The following is a 16,320-nucleotide window of genomic DNA, read 5'->3' on the forward strand; positions in this document are numbered from 1 at the left end:
GGCTTCCAAGGGAAAGGGCTAAAATTCCACTTACTATAAGGCCAGTTATCAGTTTCCAGCAAAACCTGTTCAACTTTTGCGAAAACTTGAACACTCTGCGTATTTTGTAGAAGGGTAGTCGGGCAGCAAGCTGGGCTGGTTATAGATTTGGAGCGTTTGATGAAGTGGTTTATGCAAATGTCGCTTGAGCGCCGTATTTTCGGGTGCGCAACTGCGGTAGCGGGTTTGATCGTTTCCTTTGCGATTGCCAATGGCGATTGGTCTTTGGTTCGACATTTACCCGGCTGGCCGTTTCATGTGGCGGCTATTCCGGGGGCAGGTCTGGCGGGGCTGCTGTTTTGCAACGCTTTTGGCCGTGAAGGGCCCGTGGGGTGGATCATAGCGATCCTTGCAGCAGCGCTGATGACGTTTGTTGGTAGTGTACTGGGGGCGCAGTTGCTGACAATGTCGGCAGCTGTCGTTCTAGGCGGCAGCATCATGAATCTTGGTGGTGCGCTGGGGATGTTGGTGGTGGTCGATTCCGCAACAAGCCCGTTGGTGATCTGCGTTTGGCTGCTGTCTATGGCGGCGCTTCATCTGTTGCGGCGCAAGCTGCGCGGCGGATGGATACCGCCGCGCATATGGTCTCGAAAAATGCTTAGTCTTTGAAATTACGGCTGGATTTCAATTGATCCCACGCCCAGACAACTTGCTGCAATTGCTCTTCCTGAGAGCGATCGCCGCCGTTCATGTCTGGGTGAAGCACTTTGATCAGGCCTTTGTAGATCTTGCGGATCTCGGGCTTGGTCAGGTTGTCCTTGGCCTCAAGAATCTCCAACGCACGCTTTTCTGTGGGCGGCAGGCGGCGGCCTGCTTGGGGGCCTTTACCGGGGTTCTGGGTCGCGTTTGCGCCCAATACCTGATGCGGGTCCTCAATGCCCAAACGTGCCCATGCACGCGCTTCTGGATCGCTCATGGGTTTGGTGGGGCGGTCCCAGACTTTGTCTTCGGACAGTTGGGCATTCATCTCGGCTTCGGTGGTGCCGTGGAAGAAATTCCATTTATTGTTATATTCGCGAATATGCGGTTGGCAAAACCAGAAGTAGTCATCCAGCACATCAGGCGCTTTGGGCGCGCGGTATTTACCGGCTTCTGTGCAACCGTCATGATCGCACACGCGTGTTGATGTCTCGGACGCACCGGACATGCCGCGACGGCCGCGGGGATTCTTCTTTTTTGCGGAAGAGACAGACATGTCAAAACCAAATGGATCGTTTTTTTGCATGGGGGCACCTTTCCGACTCGAGGCGATCACTCTAGACGTATGGCTGTCAGAGGGAAGGGGGCGAAGTGAAAAAATCGCTCTCATTGGAGGGTTTATGCCGATAAGCGACCAGATTGAAACTGCATTGCGTGCGGCTTTTGCCGTGACTGAACTTAGGGTTGAAGATGTGAGCGAGGCGCATCGTGGTCATGCGGGGTTTCGCGAGGGCGGAGAGACTCATTTTGATGTGGCGATTTGCGCGCCTGATTTTGCGGGGCTCAGCCGATTGGCTAAACACCGTGCTGTGCATGCGGCATTGGGGGCTGATTTGATCGGGCGTATCCATGCATTATCGCTGGATATTACGCCTTAATCCTTTGAAATGACTTCAGTTTCCTCGGCCTCTTCGTCCTCTTGATCGGCCTCATCCTCAACGGGTTTGGTGATCAGGCTGCGGGCTTGGGCGAGGGCGCTTAGGGAGGCGCCTACGTTGGCGGGGTCTTCGTTGAGGGCGGCGTCTTCGTCGGCCATCAATTGGGCAAGAGTCTGTTTGTTTTCAGTGCCTTCTGACATCACGGCAGGGGCCGGGAGGAGCTGTGGCTGGAACGCGTCGGCGTCATCTGTGCGGGGGCGGCGGAACACCAGCACGTTGCGCCATTCGGTGGTGGTGCCTGTCAGGCCCGCGCGTTCAATCGAGGGCAGCGTTTCGGAGCGCTGATATTCCCATCCATAGCCTGCCATTCCGTTCATAAGTTCTTGTATTGCAAATGAAAACCTCGCCTCCGCGCCGCGGATAGCTTTGCCTTTGATGCCTTTGGAGGGGGCGGGAACAACCTTGTATTCGTAACGGATCATGAACAGGACCTTTGGTGGTTTTAGGTGTTTTAACGCGGTGCCGCCTGAAAGGGAACAGGGGTGTTTGGGCGGGTGTGCTTTGCGTACACCGCCTGTGCACCACCTGTACACCGACCGGGCGCATCACACAGGCGGCAGGGCGTCGAGTTTTGCTTGGATTATGTTGCGCACGCGGATGGCTTTGGCGTGGTTAAAGGACATGTGAACGGGGTCGAAAACGGTGAGGGCGAGGTCAACAGCCTCCAGAGCCGCGATGAGGGGCGGGCGTGGATCAAGGCAAGTGTCATGGATGGCGATACCTGTCTGGACGATAGCGAGGTTTTCTTGCGTCATGGCCCACTGCACAGGGTGGTCGGTGCGGGTGAGCACTTCTAGCGCGTTGCGGTATGCGGTGACGGCTTGTGTCAGCAGTTCCGCGCCCTCTGTCCCTTTGGAGCGGAGGGCTTGGGTATGCAGCGCGCTTCCGAGGTTTATTTGCGTTGCGGCCCAGTCTTCGGGATTATCCTTGCGGGTACGGACCTCTAGCGCGCTGCGGTATGCTGTGACGGATTGTGTCAGCAGTGCAGCGCCCTCTTTACCTTCAATCCGTGTTGACTGCTTTCGCAGGGACACGCCGAGGTTGTTTTGCGTCATCGCCCAGTCCTTAGGATGATCCTTGCGGGTATAGACCTCTAGCGCGTTGCGGTATGCTGTGACGGATTGTGCCAGTAGTGCCGCGCCCTCGGCCCCTTCGCTGCGGTTGGCTTGGTCTTGGAGTGCGTTTGCGAGGTTGTTTTGCGTCGCAGCCCAGCTCATGGCATGGTCCTTGCGGGTGAGCACCTCTAGCACGTCGTGGTATGCGGTGACGGATTGTGCCAGCAGCGCTGTGCCCTCGGCCCCTTCGACCCGTCTGGCCTGTGCCGCCAACGTGACGGCGAGCATGTTTTGGCCGGTTGACCAAGGAAGTGGGTAGGCAGACTTATCCAGTTTGTCCAAAGCATCGCGGATCATTTGCGCAGCGTGGACCAAGCCTGTACTGCCATAGCGTAAGCCATGGCTGTAGAGCGTGTTAAAGTAGTCCAGCCGCTTGAGCGCTGGCGCGATGGGATCAACGGCGGCGAAACTGTCAGCGGCGGCGCAGACGTAGCGGTAGGCGTCTTCGACCTTGCCGCGTAGCAGGGCGGTGTCGGCGCGGATTTCGGCGGATTTGGCGGCTTCTTCTAATTCCACCTCATGCACCATGGCCATGAGGTTTTCGACCTCTTCCAGATCAACGCGGTCAATCGCGTCTTGGGCGGCAGCTTTGAGATTGGAGAGGCGCTTCATCGTGTCGGGGATGGCGTCGACCTCGGACTTCAGGGCGCGGTATTCTTCGGCTTTTTGGGTGAGCAGGCGGCGGAGCTCTGCGTCGGGGAGAGTGAAGCAATCGTCTATGGCAAAGCGGGCGGCAAGGTTTTGCAACTCTTCGCGCTTAAGGGCATTGAGATCAAAGAGGTGACTTGAGATTGATGAGACATCGATCTCAAGGGAGGGTAAGTCGGTTAGGTTTGATGCTTGGGCTAGGATGCTAGCCAATGTGTTCTGATTTGGAGTGCTGCGAAGTCGCTCTAGCTCACTGCGCTTAAGGTGCAATGCGGATGAAAGTTTCTCAATCGTAGAAGAATGTGGGGACTCAATGTTACCGCCTTCTAGCCTCGAAATGCTGACCTGCGTCGTCCCTGTTGTTTTAGCCAGTTGGGATTGGCTCATTTCCAACTGCAAACGCCTTGCTCGGACTAGCTGTCCAAGCAAGGTGCCAAAGCTCATATTTTTGTCGTTAGGTGTCTTCAATTTTTATCTCTCTAACTGAGATAGATTAAGGATAGGATACCTGCGAGGACTGTTGCGGTGCCGCCAATGACGTTTAGCCATGATACGATGACAATGAGTGACATATCAATCTCCTTTCTGAGTTGATATATATCACTTTAAAAAAATTATGCAATATATCATTCTATTAACTTAATGATATATTGCAGTGATTGCCTTAACTGCTTGTTTTCCCGTGTTAGTATTCATTGATCTGTGGTTGACGGCAGCGACTGCACATTGGTCTTTATCTGATGTTGGTGGTACAGCGGTAGGGGTTACTTCCGCACAATTCCGATCTTGCGGCCCACGCCTTCGGGGGTGGGCAGATGTTTTTGCGCTTCGGTCATGGCGGCGAATTTGGCGAGGATTTCTTCGGGCATGGGGGCGACTTTGGGGGTGTCGCCGTTTTGGTCGATGTGCAGGGTCAGGCCTTCGCCCGTTGCGGCCAGCCAGCCGTCTTCGTGCCAGAGTTGTTGAAAGATGTGAAAGCGTTTGCTGTCGTAATCAATCAGGTGAACGGTGGCGGTGACGCGGTCGCCTTCGTGGAGTTCGCGCAGATAGCGGATGTGGAATTCGGCGATATAGGTCGTGAAGCCTGTGCTGTCGCGGTAGGTGGGGCCAAGGCCGACCTCGCTATAGGCTTCGCCGACGGTTTCATCCATGAGGACCGAGTAATAGGCCATGTTCATATGCCCGTTATAGTCGGTCCATTCAGGCAGGACGGTCATCGGGGCGGAGTGGGGAAGTGCGGTCATGGCGGGCCTCGTGCATGTGATTGTTTACGTGTTCATCCTCAAGGTGCTGCAAGTTTAGGCAAGTTTCAATCCGCAACCGTATTGTTTTGTGGCGCATCCGTGCTGCGGCTGTGACGGGCCAGCGCGGCGATCATATCGGTGCGGGTCACGATGCCGGTGATTTTGTCGTGCTCGAGTACCGGAACAGCGTCGGTTTCACCGTCAGCCATCAGGCCCAGCAGGACAGCCATGCTGGTGTCGGGGGTGGCGCGGGGGCCATTTGATTGCATCAATTGATCTGCCCGCAGGGGCGCGTTGCTGTCACGGCGCAAGATGTTGGAGAGGGCGGGCATAAACCTGCCTCTGGTGCGCGTGGCGTCTTGGCTGCCTTTCACGATCAGGTCGATTTGCAAGATGATGCCCAGATAGGTGCCTTGCGGGTCAGCCACGGGCAGGGAGGTGAAGCGGTGGTGTTGGAAGAGGGCGGCGATCTGACTGCCCGAGGTATTGGCGGTGACGGTGATCAGGTCACGCGACATGATATCGGCGGCGGTCATGGGGCCTGTTGCATGGGTGGCGGCCTGCATTTCGGCGGCCCCCACCAGACGGGCGAGGTCTTCTACACCTAGGTTAAAGGATTGGCTGTAGGTGCTGAGAATTGCTTTTAGCTCATCCTCGGAGAGGCCCAAGCGTTCGGACGGGGCGGGGTCATTTGTGCCGTGGGTGTTGGGATCGTCAAACTGGCGAAAGGGATAGCGGCGGCCTGTCAGGCGGGCATAGGCGGCGGCGAGGATCACCAGCGCCAGCGTGCCTGCACCAACAGGGGCAAGGGCAAAGCCGAAGCCCAGATCGGCCACTGCATCGGGATTGAGAACGGCGGTCATGGCGACGGCGCCTGCGGGCGGATGCACAGCGCGGCAGGCGATTGTGGCGGCGATGGTGAGGCCCACGGCCAGCGCCACGGCCAGCGCGGGGTGGGGAATGGTGAGGCAAACGGCAACCCCGATCAGCGCGGCCAGCGTATTGCCAACAAGCGCGGACCAAGGTTGCGCCAGCGGGCTGTTGGGGACCGCGAAAAGGAGGACCGCGCTCGCTCCGAAGGGGGCGATGAGGTAGAGGCCGAGGGTTTTGTCGAAAGCGGGGAGCAGGACGATCAGGCCTGTAACGGCCAGAGCCACCAGCGCGCCGAGGCCCGCGCGCAGCATCTCAAGCGGTGCTGCGGCGGGGATTGCGGGGCCGATGGTGCGTAGAAATTTGCGCAAAGGGCTCATGGCAGGGGGATGGCCTGCACGTGGCTTACTCTTGCAGCTTTTTCGCGACCAGTTCGTTCACGGCTTTGGGGTTGGCCTTGCCGCCTGTGGCTTTCATCACCTGACCGACAAACCAGCCAGCGAGTTTGGGGTTTTCGCGGGCTTTGGCGACTTGGTCGGGGTTGGCGGCGATGATGTCATTCACTGCGGCCTCGATTGCGCCCGTGTCGGTGACTTGTTTCAGGCCTTCGGTTTCCACCACTTCGGCGGGATCGCGGCCTGTGGTGTAGGTGATTTCAAACACGTCTTTGGCGATTTTTCCGCTGATCGCATCGGAGGCGATCAGGTCAATGATGCCGCCCAGCAGGGCAGGTGTGACGGGGGAGTCAGAGATGTCTTTTTCGTCTTTCTTGAGACGGCCAAAGAGTTCGTTAATCACCCAGTTGGCGGTCATTTTGCCGTCACGGCCTTGGGCGGTTTCCTCAAAGTAACTGGAGGAATCCAGATCGGCGGTCAAAACGGAGGCGTCATAATCGGACAGGCCAAAGTCATTGATGAAACGCGCCTTTTTGGCGTCTGGCAATTCTGGAAGGGTGGCGGCGATCTCGTCCACCCATGACTGTTCGATCACCAGCGGCAGCAGGTCGGGATCGGGGAAATAGCGGTAATCATGGGCTTCTTCTTTGGAGCGCATGGAACGCGTTTCTTGTTTGTCTGGGTCAAACAGGCGTGTTTCCTGCGTGACTTCGCCGCCTGCTTCAACGATGGCGATCTGGCGTTTTGCTTCGACGTCAATCGCTTGTTGGATAAAGCGCATGGAGTTCATGTTCTTGATCTCGCAGCGCGTGCCAAGGTGGCCGAAATCGCCTGTGGCTTTGTATTTCTCATATTGGCCGGGGGCGCAGATGGACACGTTCACGTCGGCGCGCATCGCGCCCGACTGCATGTCACCGTTACAAGTGCCCAGATAACGCAGGATTTGGCGCAGTTTGGCGAGATAGGCCGCAGCCTCTTCTGGACCGCGAATGTCAGGGCGCGAGACGATCTCCATCAGGGCGACGCCTGTGCGGTTCAAATCCACAAAAGACATATTCGGGTCCATGTCGTGAATGGATTTGCCTGCGTCTTGTTCTAGGTGGATACGCTCAACGCCGACCAGACGCGCGGTGCCGTCACCCATTTCAACCAGCACTTCGCCTTCGCCCACGATGGGGTGGTACAGCTGGGAAATCTGATACCCTTGGGGCAGGTCAGGGTAGAAGTAGTTTTTACGGTCAAAGGCGGACCAAAGGTTAATCTGCGCCTTGAGGCCTAGGCCCGTGCGCACGGCTTGTTCTACGCAGAATTCGTTGATGGTGGGCAACATGCCGGGCATTGCGGCATCCACAAAGGCCACGTTGCTGTTTGGTTCGGCGCCGAATTTGGTGGAGGCGGCAGAGAACAGCTTGGACTTGGAGGAGACCTGCGCATGGACTTCCATGCCGATCACCAGCTCCCAGTCTTGTTTTGCCCCCGCAATGGTGCGGACTTTGGGGGTATCGTAGGTGAGATCGAGCATGGGAGTGCGCCTTATCAATGAGTGTTGAGGTGGGTTTAGCGCCGAGAAGGGGGGCAAGCAAGAGGGGGAGGCCGTGTTCATGAATACTCGTGATAGGGGGCCGTAAGTTTTAGCATATTGTAAACATCAGCCGCGATATGCGACTAACGCGCGATGAAAATACAGCAATCGACCCGTCAAATAGAACGCCGTCTTGGCGATGCAACCCGCCGCATTCTGCCAAGGCCAGTTGCTGAATTGATCATGTTCACGTTAAAGCAGGCGTGGGCCTGTCTGTTTGCCGCGCTGATGTTGGGCGGGCTTATCGTGTCGGATTTGATCTGGGACGATGCTTGGGTGATCCAGCGTTATGATGCGCTTTTTGTCTATGCAATCAGTCTGCAAGTGCTGTTTTTGATATTCAAGCTTGAGAGTTTGACAGAGGCGCGGGTGATCTTGCTGTTTCACATCACCGGCACGGCGATGGAAATATATAAAGTGAAAATGGGCAGTTGGGCCTATCCTGAACCCGGGTTTTTCAAGCTGTGGGGCGTGCCGCTGTTTTCCGGATTTATGTATGCGTCTGTTGGGTCGTTCATGGCGCGGGTGATCCGGATTTTTGACATGCGATTTGCGCCATATCCCCCGTTTTGGATGACATTTATCCTTGGCGCGGCGATTTATCTAAATTTCTTCACGCATCACTATATCTTTGACATACGCCTCTTGCTGTTTGCTGCGACATTTATTCTTTTTATCCGTACGCGTGTCTGGTTTCGCATCGCACAAAAATACTATTGGATGCCGCTCCCTGTGGCGGCGTTTTTCACCAGTTTCTTTTTGTGGGTTGCCGAGAATGTAGGCACAGGCACGGGCACATGGGTTTATGCAGGGACGGATGGCCTGAGTTTTGTGAGCTTGGCAAAGATGGGGTCATGGTATCTGTTGCTCTATGTCAGTTTTGTCACGGTGACATTGGTTACACGCGAGGCGCTGATCAAAGAGCCAATTAGCAATCCCAAGATCGCGGATGCCCCTTCTGGCAAGGGGCGGGAGTAGGGCCGCCATGGTGTTGTGACCAAGCAAAGGGGTACTCTAATGCCTGCTGTTAGCTGGTTGCAACAAATGCGCAGTTATGTGTCAGTTTCTTGACAAAAGCCTTGGCCCTATTGTGCGATATGGCAATTTGCGTAATTTAGTCGTAAGAGAACTGACGTTTTTCCGGTGGAGGCCAATGAGCTATGCCCAAGTTACCTAATTTAACCGCAGCGGAGCCTATTCCAGCGGCGGCGCAGGCCGAAGTAGAGCGGATTCTACAGAGTGGCGATTTGTTTCGTTACACTTCTGAGGGTTCCCCCGTGGCCTTGCTGGAGGCAGAGTTTGCCCAAGCGCTGGGCAGCAAATTTGCTCTGGCGGTTTCCTCTTGCTCGGCGGCGCTGTTTTTGTCGCTGAAAGCACTGGAATTGCCACGTGATGCCAAAGTGCTGATTCCTGCGTTTACCTTTGCGGCGGTGCCATCATCGGTTGTGCATGCGGAACTGGTGCCTGTGCTGTGTGAATGTGGGCCGGATTACCGCATTGATCTGGAAGATTTCCACGCCAAGCTGCCATCCTGTTCAGCCGTGATCATCAGCCACATGCGCGGCCATACGTCCGACATGGATGCGATTATGGCGGCCTGCGATGCGCAGGGCATCCCTGTGATCGAAGACGCGGCGCATAGCCTTGGTACAACATGGGCGGGGCGCAACATTGGCACGATTGGTAAGATCGGGTGCTTTAGCTTCCAGTCTTACAAACTGTTGAACGCGGGTGAGGGCGGTATCCTGATCACTGACGATGCTGATCTGGTGGCACGGGCTGTGATTATGTCGGGTGCTTATGAATACAACTGGAAGAAACATCCGGTGCTGCAAGAGTCGTTTACCAAATGGCAGAATGAACTGCCGCTGTATAACCTGCGTTTGAACACGCTGTCGGCGGCCTTGATCCGTCCGCAGTTGGACGTTTTGGCACGTCGGGTTCGTGACGGGCGGCGCAACCATGATCATGTGGCGCAGCTGTTGCAACAAAGCCCTTGGATTGATGTGCCAAAGTCACTTGCGCCAGAAGAACGCGCGCCGGATTCCATCCAGTTTAATCTGGTAGGGATGAGTGACGCACAGGTTGATGCCTTTGTCTCTCAAGCGGCTGCGCTGGGCCTGAAAGCCGAAGTATTTGGCCGCACCCAAGACAATGCGCGGGCGTTCTGGAACTGGAAGTTCCTCGGCGATCTGCCAGAACTGCCGTTGACACGTGCCATGCTGAGCCGTGCCTGTGATGTGCGCCTGCCTGCGCGTCTGGAAGTTGAGGAATGCACCACTGTGGCGCAAACCCTGCTGGCGGCGATGGACACGATTATGGCGGCTGACGCGGCCTGATATCCTGCGTAGCACTGCCTGAATTGGCAAATGCCACGTTCTACATAAGCCACGTCCGCGCATCGCGGGGGTGGCTTATTTCGCTTAATGCTCTGGCTAAAGAGTGGATCAGCAGGCAGTGGCCACGGGGCCTTGATCCGTAAATGTGATTTGTTTGCCTTCATCAATTTCGCGCTTGAACAGGTTGGTGATGATGCGCAAGGCATCTTCCTGCCCTGCGGCGGCAAAGCGGTTGGCAGAAGCCACACGCAGGTTATTGGCAAAACCCTGTGCCGCATGGGCCCAGATCATCGGATGGAGCTCTGTCAGGTATTCACGGACCAGCCAATCCGCACAGCCTGCAATCTGGCCACGGATGTGATCGGCATCGTCATCACCCGAACAAGCCTGCCCCATGGTATTGGCGCAATAAGCGGCAAGTAGGTTAACCGTGTGGGGATCTGGCCGACGTGAGACGATATCGCGCAGACCCTCTATGAAAAAGGGGAGGTCCAGCCGTGCGCAGGCTTGGTCATCAACGCTGATGGCATCGAACATAACCCACGTATAGCCACCTGCGCCCCAGATGTCTTGCGTGCGTGCCGCCGTGCGGCGGGCTTCCAGCTCAAGACCCACATAGGAGCCATACCAACGCGGCAGCATATTGGTGCCAAGGGCGCGCAATGGTCCTGTGTTTTCGGGGTTCAGATCAATCAGCGCTTGATAGCTGTCTGCCACCGAATGTGTTTTTTTGCTGTCACCGCGCAGCAAGGCACAGGCCGTGCTGGCAAAGAGGGGAGATGTTTTTTCCTTGCCTTCAAACTTGCTCAGAATTTCGCGGGCGCGGGAGAAATGGGCATCAAATGCTTCGCGGTTGCGTGGGGCGATTTCAACGTCCCAGCCAATGCCGCGCCAGCTCCATGCCATATCCATATGTGCCAAAGCGACGATGCAACCCACGACATAATCATCTGAGTGTTCTTCAAGGACAAATTCGAACGCCTCAATTCCGCTAAACATCGGCGCATCGCTGGGAGGAGAGCGATCCAGAAGGGCGTGCTCAACAGCCAGAACAGCATCGGCGCGTGCGCCAAAGGCCATCAGTTCTGCAACAGACATCCCGCCGGGGGTCATGCTGCGGTCAAGGTCGGCTGTTGCGATCAGCGCGGATAGTTTTGTCCAGTCCTCTTGGCGGACAAGTTTCAATGCGGTGTTCTGATAGGCGTCACGTGTGCGGTCTTCAAGCGTGGGATCAGGACAAGGAATCGTGAGTTTGTGCAGTAAACGGTTGTTTCCTTTTGCTTCCACAAGCGGTTGTTCTTGCTTTGCGGGGGCAGGTGCACTGGAAACAGACGCGGCAAGCGGGAAGCCCTGCGCAGCAGAGGCATTGGATTTTGATTTGCGATGCGCACGAAACGGTGACGGCATGGGCCGTTGGTCTTTTGAAGCGGCTTTTGGCTGGCCTGTCTCCAAGGTCTCAAACTTTGATGCAACGGGCATGGGTTTTTGGGTCTTGGGGGCAAAAAAAACCGGGAGCTTACATAAAAGAGAGGCCATTTTCATTATTTTCAGTCCACTATGATTAAGGAGTGATTGGTAGGATCATATTGGGCGGACATTAGGGCGTGAAAATGGCGTTCTAGCGGTGAAGTCACGAAGTTGCGCGGGCAAGGCGTTGGTCGTTTTTCATGAATAGGGCAGTTTTGTTTCGTTTTAAGCGATGATTGTACCCAAAGTGGCAGAATGTTGCGTAAGGGTGCGCAATGGGCGTTCTATGTGCTGGTAATGCTCTTGTCAGGGGGGAGGGTCGCGTATCATACTCTGCTTTATGAAACCGACTTTTGATGGCTCTGCCGACCCTACAAAAAATGCACCTTTCAAGCTGGTGAACGTGCGTTCATCACGTATGGCGGGGGTGGTGTTGCTGGTGCTGTCACTGAAGGTCGGGACGGTGCACGCGCAAGTTCCGGCTGTGATCGCTGATGCCAAACCTGAGCCTGTTGTGGCACTTGCTGCACCCCTAAAAGGACAGGGGATTGGTGAGGCGATGATGCCCGTACGCCCTGTGGCACGATCAGAGAAATTACCGCGTACCCGGTGGCAGCATATGCCGGGCAATGCGATCTGGACCCGCGCGGCGCTTGCGGCGCTAAAGGACTACGGTAGTCCGTTGGTGGAAATGGTGCCGCGTGACATCGAAAATTGGTGCCCTGCCTATGCCACCAACACCGATAGCGACAGGCGTGCCTTTTGGGTGGGCTATCTGTCGGCGCTGGCCAAATTCGAGAGCACTTACAAGCCATGGGCTGTGGGTGGCGGCGGCAAATGGTATGGGCTGTTGCAAATTCTGCCTGCCACAGCACGCGGCTACAAATGCAATGTAGGGACCGGAGAGGCGCTTAAAAACGGAGCGGCGAATCTGAGTTGTGGGGTGCGGATCATGGCCTATACGGTCAAACGCGATGGGGTGATTCACGGGCGCGACAGCAAGTGGCGTGGTGTGTCGGCGGATTGGGGTCCGATGCGCAGCGAGGCCAAGCGCAGAGACATGTCTAACTGGTTGCGAAAACAGAATTATTGCAAATTGCGCAGCAGCACACGGCCCCGCGCACGGCCCTGATCCGGGATCAAGCGGTGCGGAAAATGCGTGCCAATGCGCCCATGGCGTCGGCCTGTCGCGGGCTGGCCATACCTTTGGTGCCTGTTGCTTTGACATCGCCGATTACATTCATCATTTTGCCAAAATACGGCCCATGATCCAGTTGTTTCAGCCGTTTGGTCAGGCGTTGAAAGGCGGGTGTCGGGCCTTGTCCTTGTTCCACCAACCAAAAACCTAGCGTTGTCATGTCACTGGCCTGTTCTGGGCTCAACTGTAGATGGCGCTGGGTCGAAGCGATCAATGTTGCCTCGGACATTGGGGTGTTGTCATCCATTTGGGCAAAGGCGACGGCCATAGCGGTCACGCAGAGTTCGGCAGAATTGATGCAGTTGATTGCATGTACATTGGGTTGGGCGGAGTATTCCAATCGTTTGGCGGCGGCGCGCACAGGGGCAGGGGCATTGAAACGGCCAGCGGCCAGATACGGCCCTCGTTGGAAATAGCGTAAGGTGACAAAGCCTATAACCGCAGCGCCGCAGAGGAGAAGTATGGTAAGCATATAGAGACCTTATATTACCTGCCGCCAGTGACGTTTAACACCGATCCGGTGACATAGCTGGCTTGATCTGACAACAACCATAGCACAGTTTGCGCGACTTCGGATGCATTTCCTGTGCGTTGCATGGGAACATTGCCTGCTAATCGGGCAGCGCGGTCAGGATCACCGCCTTTGGCGTGAATTCCTGTTTCGATCAATCCGGGGGCCACGGCCATGACGCGCAGGCCTGTTCCGGCCACTTCATCCGAGAGACCTTTGGTGAAAATATCCATCGCGGCTTTGGTGGCGGCGTAATCGACGTATTGATTGGCCGAGCCAAGGCGCGCAGCGGCAGAGGTGATGTTGACGATCACGCCTTTTTGTCGCGGCTCCATCCGTTTGACGGCGGCGGCGGCCACCAGCATGGCGCCGATGACATTAACGTCAAACATCTGGCGCAAGCGATCATGGGTCAGGTCGGTCACGCGGATCGCCGTGCCAACGATGCCCGCGTTATTGATCAACGCGTCCAACGGTCCAGCTGCGTCAACTGCGGCAAAGACTGTATCTATCGCGGCAGGGTCAGCAACATCCGCCTGAACAATGCGCACCGCCGCGCCAAGCGCCTCACAGGCAGCCGCAACCGCCTGCGCCCCTGCCTTGTCACTGTTATAGGTCAGGACAAGGTCATACCCCCGTTCAGCCGCAAGGGTGGCGCAGGCCGCGCCAATACCTGCCGACGCCCCTGTGATCAGGCACAGGGGGCGGCTCATGCGGATATGATCCGGCTGAGCATTTCCGTTGTGTCACGGCTGAGGTTCGGGGTGGCAAGGATGCGTTGCACCTGGGCTTTGATCAGGGATTGGCGGTCGGTGTCATAGCGTTTCCATGTCTGGAAGGCGCTGCACATGCGGGCGGTGGTCTGCGGGTTTACCGGATCAAGTTTGATCAGCCAATCCGCCAGCAGCGCATAGCCGGCGCCAGAGGCATGGTGGAACCCTGCGTGGTGCAGCGCAAGGCTGCCGAAGACGGCGCGGAAGCGGTTGGGGTTTTTCCAGTTGAAATCGGGATGCTCTGTCAGGCCAGCGGCCACCTCAAAGGCGTCTTCGGGATCAGCTTCGATGACTTGCAGGCCAAACCATTTATCCATCACCAGTCGGTCGTCTTTCCACTGGGTTTCAAACGCTTTTACAGCCGTATCACCGCGCCCTGCACGGATCAGATTGGCAAGGGCAGCCAGTTGCTGGGTCATGTTGTCGGCGCTGTCATATTGTGCCTGCGCCTGCGCGCCTGCGTCGCGGCGGGTGAGCAGCGACAATGCGGCATTGCCCAGTGCCCGCGCACCAGATTGGGTGGCGTCGGGTTGATAGCTGTCGGACACTTGGTTGGCGGCATAGAGTTCGGGCAGGGCATCGCCCAGCTTTTTGGCCAATGCCTCGCGCATGGTTTCTACTGCGGCGTGGATAATATCGGGTTCAGGTGTATGGCCTGCTTCATGCAGGGCATTGGCCAGTTCCGATTGCGATGGCAGGCCCAACATCAAGGCGCGGTAGGCGGGATCAAGGGTGGTGTCATTCACCAATGTATAGATGCCATCCAGATAGGCCGGATCAGGGCGGGTGCCTTTGGTGATCATGCCCAGCAGCGCGTTACGGGCCAAGGTGCGGCCTGCCTCCCAGCGGTTAAAGCTGTCTGTGTCATGGGCCAGCAAATGCGCATTATCAGCATCATGGGCCAGCACAACAGGCGCAGAGAAACCGCGCAGGATAGAGGCGGCGGGACGAATGGGAAGGTTTGAGAAGGTAAAGCTCTGCTCGGCTTGGGTCATCTCCAGAATGGTGGTGGGCAGGACTTCGTCGCCATCAGCGCCGATCAAGCCCACAGCCACAGGGATCACATAGGGCTGCGGATCAGCGGTGGCAGCGCTGGGCGGGGTGGTTTGATTGAAGGTCAATGTGAGTGTTTCATCGGCATAGGTTTCGCTCACGCTTAGGCGCGGTGTGCCTGCTTGGGAATACCAGCGTTTGAACTGTGACAGATCGCGGCCAGTGGTATCTTCGAACACTTGCAGCCAATCCTCTATGGTGCAGGCCTGACCATCATGGCGGTCAAAGTAGAGCGCTACCGCATCGGCATAGGCCTGATCACCAACCAGCGTTTTTAGCATCCGTATCACCTCCGCGCCTTTTTCGTAGACGGTGGCGGTGTAGAAATTGTTAATTTCTTGGAAACTTTCAGGGCGCACCGGATGGGCCAACGGGCCTTGGTCTTCGGCAAACTGGCGGCCACGCAGGTCGATCACATCGCCGATGCGCTTGACCTCTGCGCTGCGCATATCCGAGGTGAACTGACTGTCGCGGAAAACGGTCAGCCCTTCTTTCAGGCACAATTGGAACCAATCACGGCAGGTGATGCGGTTGCCTGTCCAGTTGTGAAAATACTCATGTGCGATGATCGCCTCGATCCGTTCAAAATTGAGATCGGTTGAGGTGGCTTGTGAGGCCAGAACGGCAGAGGAGTTAAAGATGTTCAGACCTTTATTCTCCATCGCGCCCATGTTGAAATCATCCACAGCAACGATGTTGAACAGGTCCAGATCATATTCACGTCCGTAGACGTCTTCATCCCATTTCATCGAATCTTTTAGCGCCTGCATGCCAAAGGCGCATTTGCCCTCATCGCCCGGACGCACATAGAGGTTCAGCGCCACGTCGCGGCCTGATTTGGTGGTGAACTGCCCCTCATGGGCGATCAGGTCACCCGCCACCAGCGCAAAGAGATAGGCGGGTTTGGGCCATGGATCGTGCCACTCGGCATGGTTTTCAGACGCCGTGACGGGGTTACCGTTGGACAACAGCACAGGGTGCGGGCCGTTGATGGTGACGGTGAACACGGACATCACATCAGGACGGTCGGGGTAATAGGTGATCTTGCGAAAGCCTTCGGCCTCACATTGGGTGCAATACATGCCATTCGACATATAGAGACCCTCAAGCGCGGTGTTATTGGCGGGATCAATCTCTACTTCGCATTCCCAGATGAAGGGGGCCGCAGGCACAGCGCAGGTGAGGCCGCCATCGGTCAGCGTGGGGGTGACGTCTTGACCGTCGATCTTGGCTGATATCAGGGCCAAAGCCTCGCCGTGCAAAAAGAAATCCTGCGCAGGGGCATCTGGATTAGGGGTAAAGGCGATGCGGCTGCGCACGCGGGTTTTATGCGGGTCTAGGGTAAACTCCAGAGCGACACTTTGAGCATGCCAGCCAAAAGCGGTGTAATCTTTGAGGTAGATCGTTTGGGGGGCGGCGTCGCGCATAGGGAGGCTCCTGAGTATGCTG

At 56.5% G+C, this 16,320-nt stretch carries 15 protein-coding genes and 1 pseudogene; 5 read left to right on the forward strand and 11 right to left on the reverse strand.

Features of this window, described 5'->3' with window-relative positions; translation table 11 throughout:
- The first annotated feature begins 159 nt into the window (after nt 1-159).
- A complete protein-coding gene (locus GGR95_RS06345) occupies nt 160-648 on the forward strand; it encodes a hypothetical protein (RefSeq protein WP_184563966.1) in 489 nt (162 codons plus the stop codon).
- On the opposite strand, the gene GGR95_RS06350 is transcribed toward GGR95_RS06345, so the two are convergent.
- The gene (locus tag GGR95_RS06350; RefSeq protein WP_184563968.1) at nt 638-1,264 is read right to left on the reverse strand and encodes a J domain-containing protein; all 627 of its coding nucleotides are present in this window, start codon (nt 1,262-1,264) and stop codon (nt 638-640) included. The genes GGR95_RS06345 and GGR95_RS06350 overlap by 11 nt on opposite strands.
- Nucleotides 1,265-1,358: 94 nt before the next feature.
- Here GGR95_RS06350 and GGR95_RS06355 point away from each other — a divergent pair, with 94 nt between their 5' ends.
- Nucleotides 1,359-1,616, forward strand: a complete 258-nt coding sequence (locus GGR95_RS06355) for a BolA family protein (protein ID WP_184563970.1) — start codon at nt 1,359-1,361, stop codon at nt 1,614-1,616.
- On the opposite strand, the gene GGR95_RS18885 is transcribed toward GGR95_RS06355, so the two are convergent.
- The 6 genes and pseudogenes from GGR95_RS18885 to gatB form a co-directional block, all read right to left on the reverse strand.
- Complete coding sequence (locus GGR95_RS18885) at nt 1,613-2,098, reverse strand: DUF4177 domain-containing protein (protein ID WP_246423306.1); 486 nt, start codon at nt 2,096-2,098, stop codon at nt 1,613-1,615. The two genes, GGR95_RS06355 and GGR95_RS18885, sit on opposite strands and share 4 nt — an antisense overlap.
- Before the next feature lie 123 nt (nt 2,099-2,221).
- On the reverse strand, nt 2,222-3,652 hold the full coding sequence (locus GGR95_RS06365; protein ID WP_246423307.1) for a tetratricopeptide repeat protein: 1,431 nt from the start codon (nt 3,650-3,652) through the stop codon (nt 2,222-2,224).
- A gap of 36 nt (nt 3,653-3,688) precedes the next feature.
- Nucleotides 3,689-3,883 (reverse strand): annotated as a pseudogene (locus GGR95_RS19145) (helix-turn-helix domain-containing protein); the annotation flags it as partial.
- A 320-nt stretch (nt 3,884-4,203) separates the two neighbouring features.
- Nucleotides 4,204-4,683 (reverse strand): thioesterase family protein, encoded by a 480-nt coding sequence (locus tag GGR95_RS06370; protein WP_184563974.1) that lies wholly within the window; start codon nt 4,681-4,683, stop codon nt 4,204-4,206.
- A gap of 65 nt (nt 4,684-4,748) precedes the next feature.
- Nucleotides 4,749-5,933: an HPP family protein gene (locus GGR95_RS06375; RefSeq protein WP_184563976.1), complete on the reverse strand. Its 1,185-nt coding sequence runs from the start codon at nt 5,931-5,933 to the stop codon at nt 4,749-4,751.
- Between the two features lie 25 nt (nt 5,934-5,958).
- Entirely contained in the window at nt 5,959-7,470 is a 1,512-nt protein-coding gene (gatB, locus tag GGR95_RS06380; protein ID WP_184563978.1) for an Asp-tRNA(Asn)/Glu-tRNA(Gln) amidotransferase subunit GatB, read from the reverse strand.
- 153 nt (nt 7,471-7,623) lie between these two features.
- On the opposite strand from gatB, the gene GGR95_RS06385 reads away from it, so the two are divergent.
- Entirely contained in the window at nt 7,624-8,508 is an 885-nt protein-coding gene (locus tag GGR95_RS06385; protein ID WP_184563980.1) for a DUF817 domain-containing protein, read from the forward strand.
- Between the two features lie 182 nt (nt 8,509-8,690).
- Nucleotides 8,691-9,869, forward strand: a complete 1,179-nt coding sequence (locus GGR95_RS06390) for a DegT/DnrJ/EryC1/StrS family aminotransferase (protein ID WP_184563982.1) — start codon at nt 8,691-8,693, stop codon at nt 9,867-9,869.
- A gap of 108 nt (nt 9,870-9,977) precedes the next feature.
- Here GGR95_RS06390 and GGR95_RS18890 read toward each other — a convergent pair whose 3' ends face one another.
- Complete coding sequence (locus GGR95_RS18890) at nt 9,978-11,348, reverse strand: hypothetical protein (protein ID WP_246423308.1); 1,371 nt, start codon at nt 11,346-11,348, stop codon at nt 9,978-9,980.
- A 328-nt stretch (nt 11,349-11,676) separates the two neighbouring features.
- Between GGR95_RS18890 and GGR95_RS06400 the strand changes: the two genes are divergently transcribed.
- Nucleotides 11,677-12,468, forward strand: coding sequence for a transglycosylase SLT domain-containing protein (locus GGR95_RS06400; RefSeq protein ID WP_246423309.1), 792 nt, complete (start codon nt 11,677-11,679; stop codon nt 12,466-12,468).
- A 7-nt stretch (nt 12,469-12,475) separates the two neighbouring features.
- Here GGR95_RS06400 and GGR95_RS06405 read toward each other — a convergent pair whose 3' ends face one another.
- From GGR95_RS06405 to pepN, 3 genes are read right to left on the reverse strand one after another with little or no spacing between them, the layout of a single operon-like run.
- The gene (locus GGR95_RS06405; protein WP_184563984.1) at nt 12,476-13,006 is read right to left on the reverse strand and encodes a hypothetical protein; all 531 of its coding nucleotides are present in this window, start codon (nt 13,004-13,006) and stop codon (nt 12,476-12,478) included.
- Between the two features lie 14 nt (nt 13,007-13,020).
- On the reverse strand, nt 13,021-13,758 hold the full coding sequence (locus GGR95_RS06410; RefSeq protein ID WP_184563986.1) for an SDR family oxidoreductase: 738 nt from the start codon (nt 13,756-13,758) through the stop codon (nt 13,021-13,023).
- Nucleotides 13,755-16,298, reverse strand: coding sequence for an aminopeptidase N (gene pepN / locus GGR95_RS06415; protein ID WP_184563988.1), 2,544 nt, complete (start codon nt 16,296-16,298; stop codon nt 13,755-13,757). The genes GGR95_RS06410 and pepN overlap by 4 nt, the downstream gene beginning before the upstream one ends.
- Nucleotides 16,299-16,320: the final 22 nt, after the last annotated feature.

Source organism: Sulfitobacter undariae, from assembly GCF_014196805.1.
Classification (GTDB): Bacteria; Pseudomonadota; Alphaproteobacteria; order Rhodobacterales; family Rhodobacteraceae; genus Sulfitobacter; species Sulfitobacter undariae.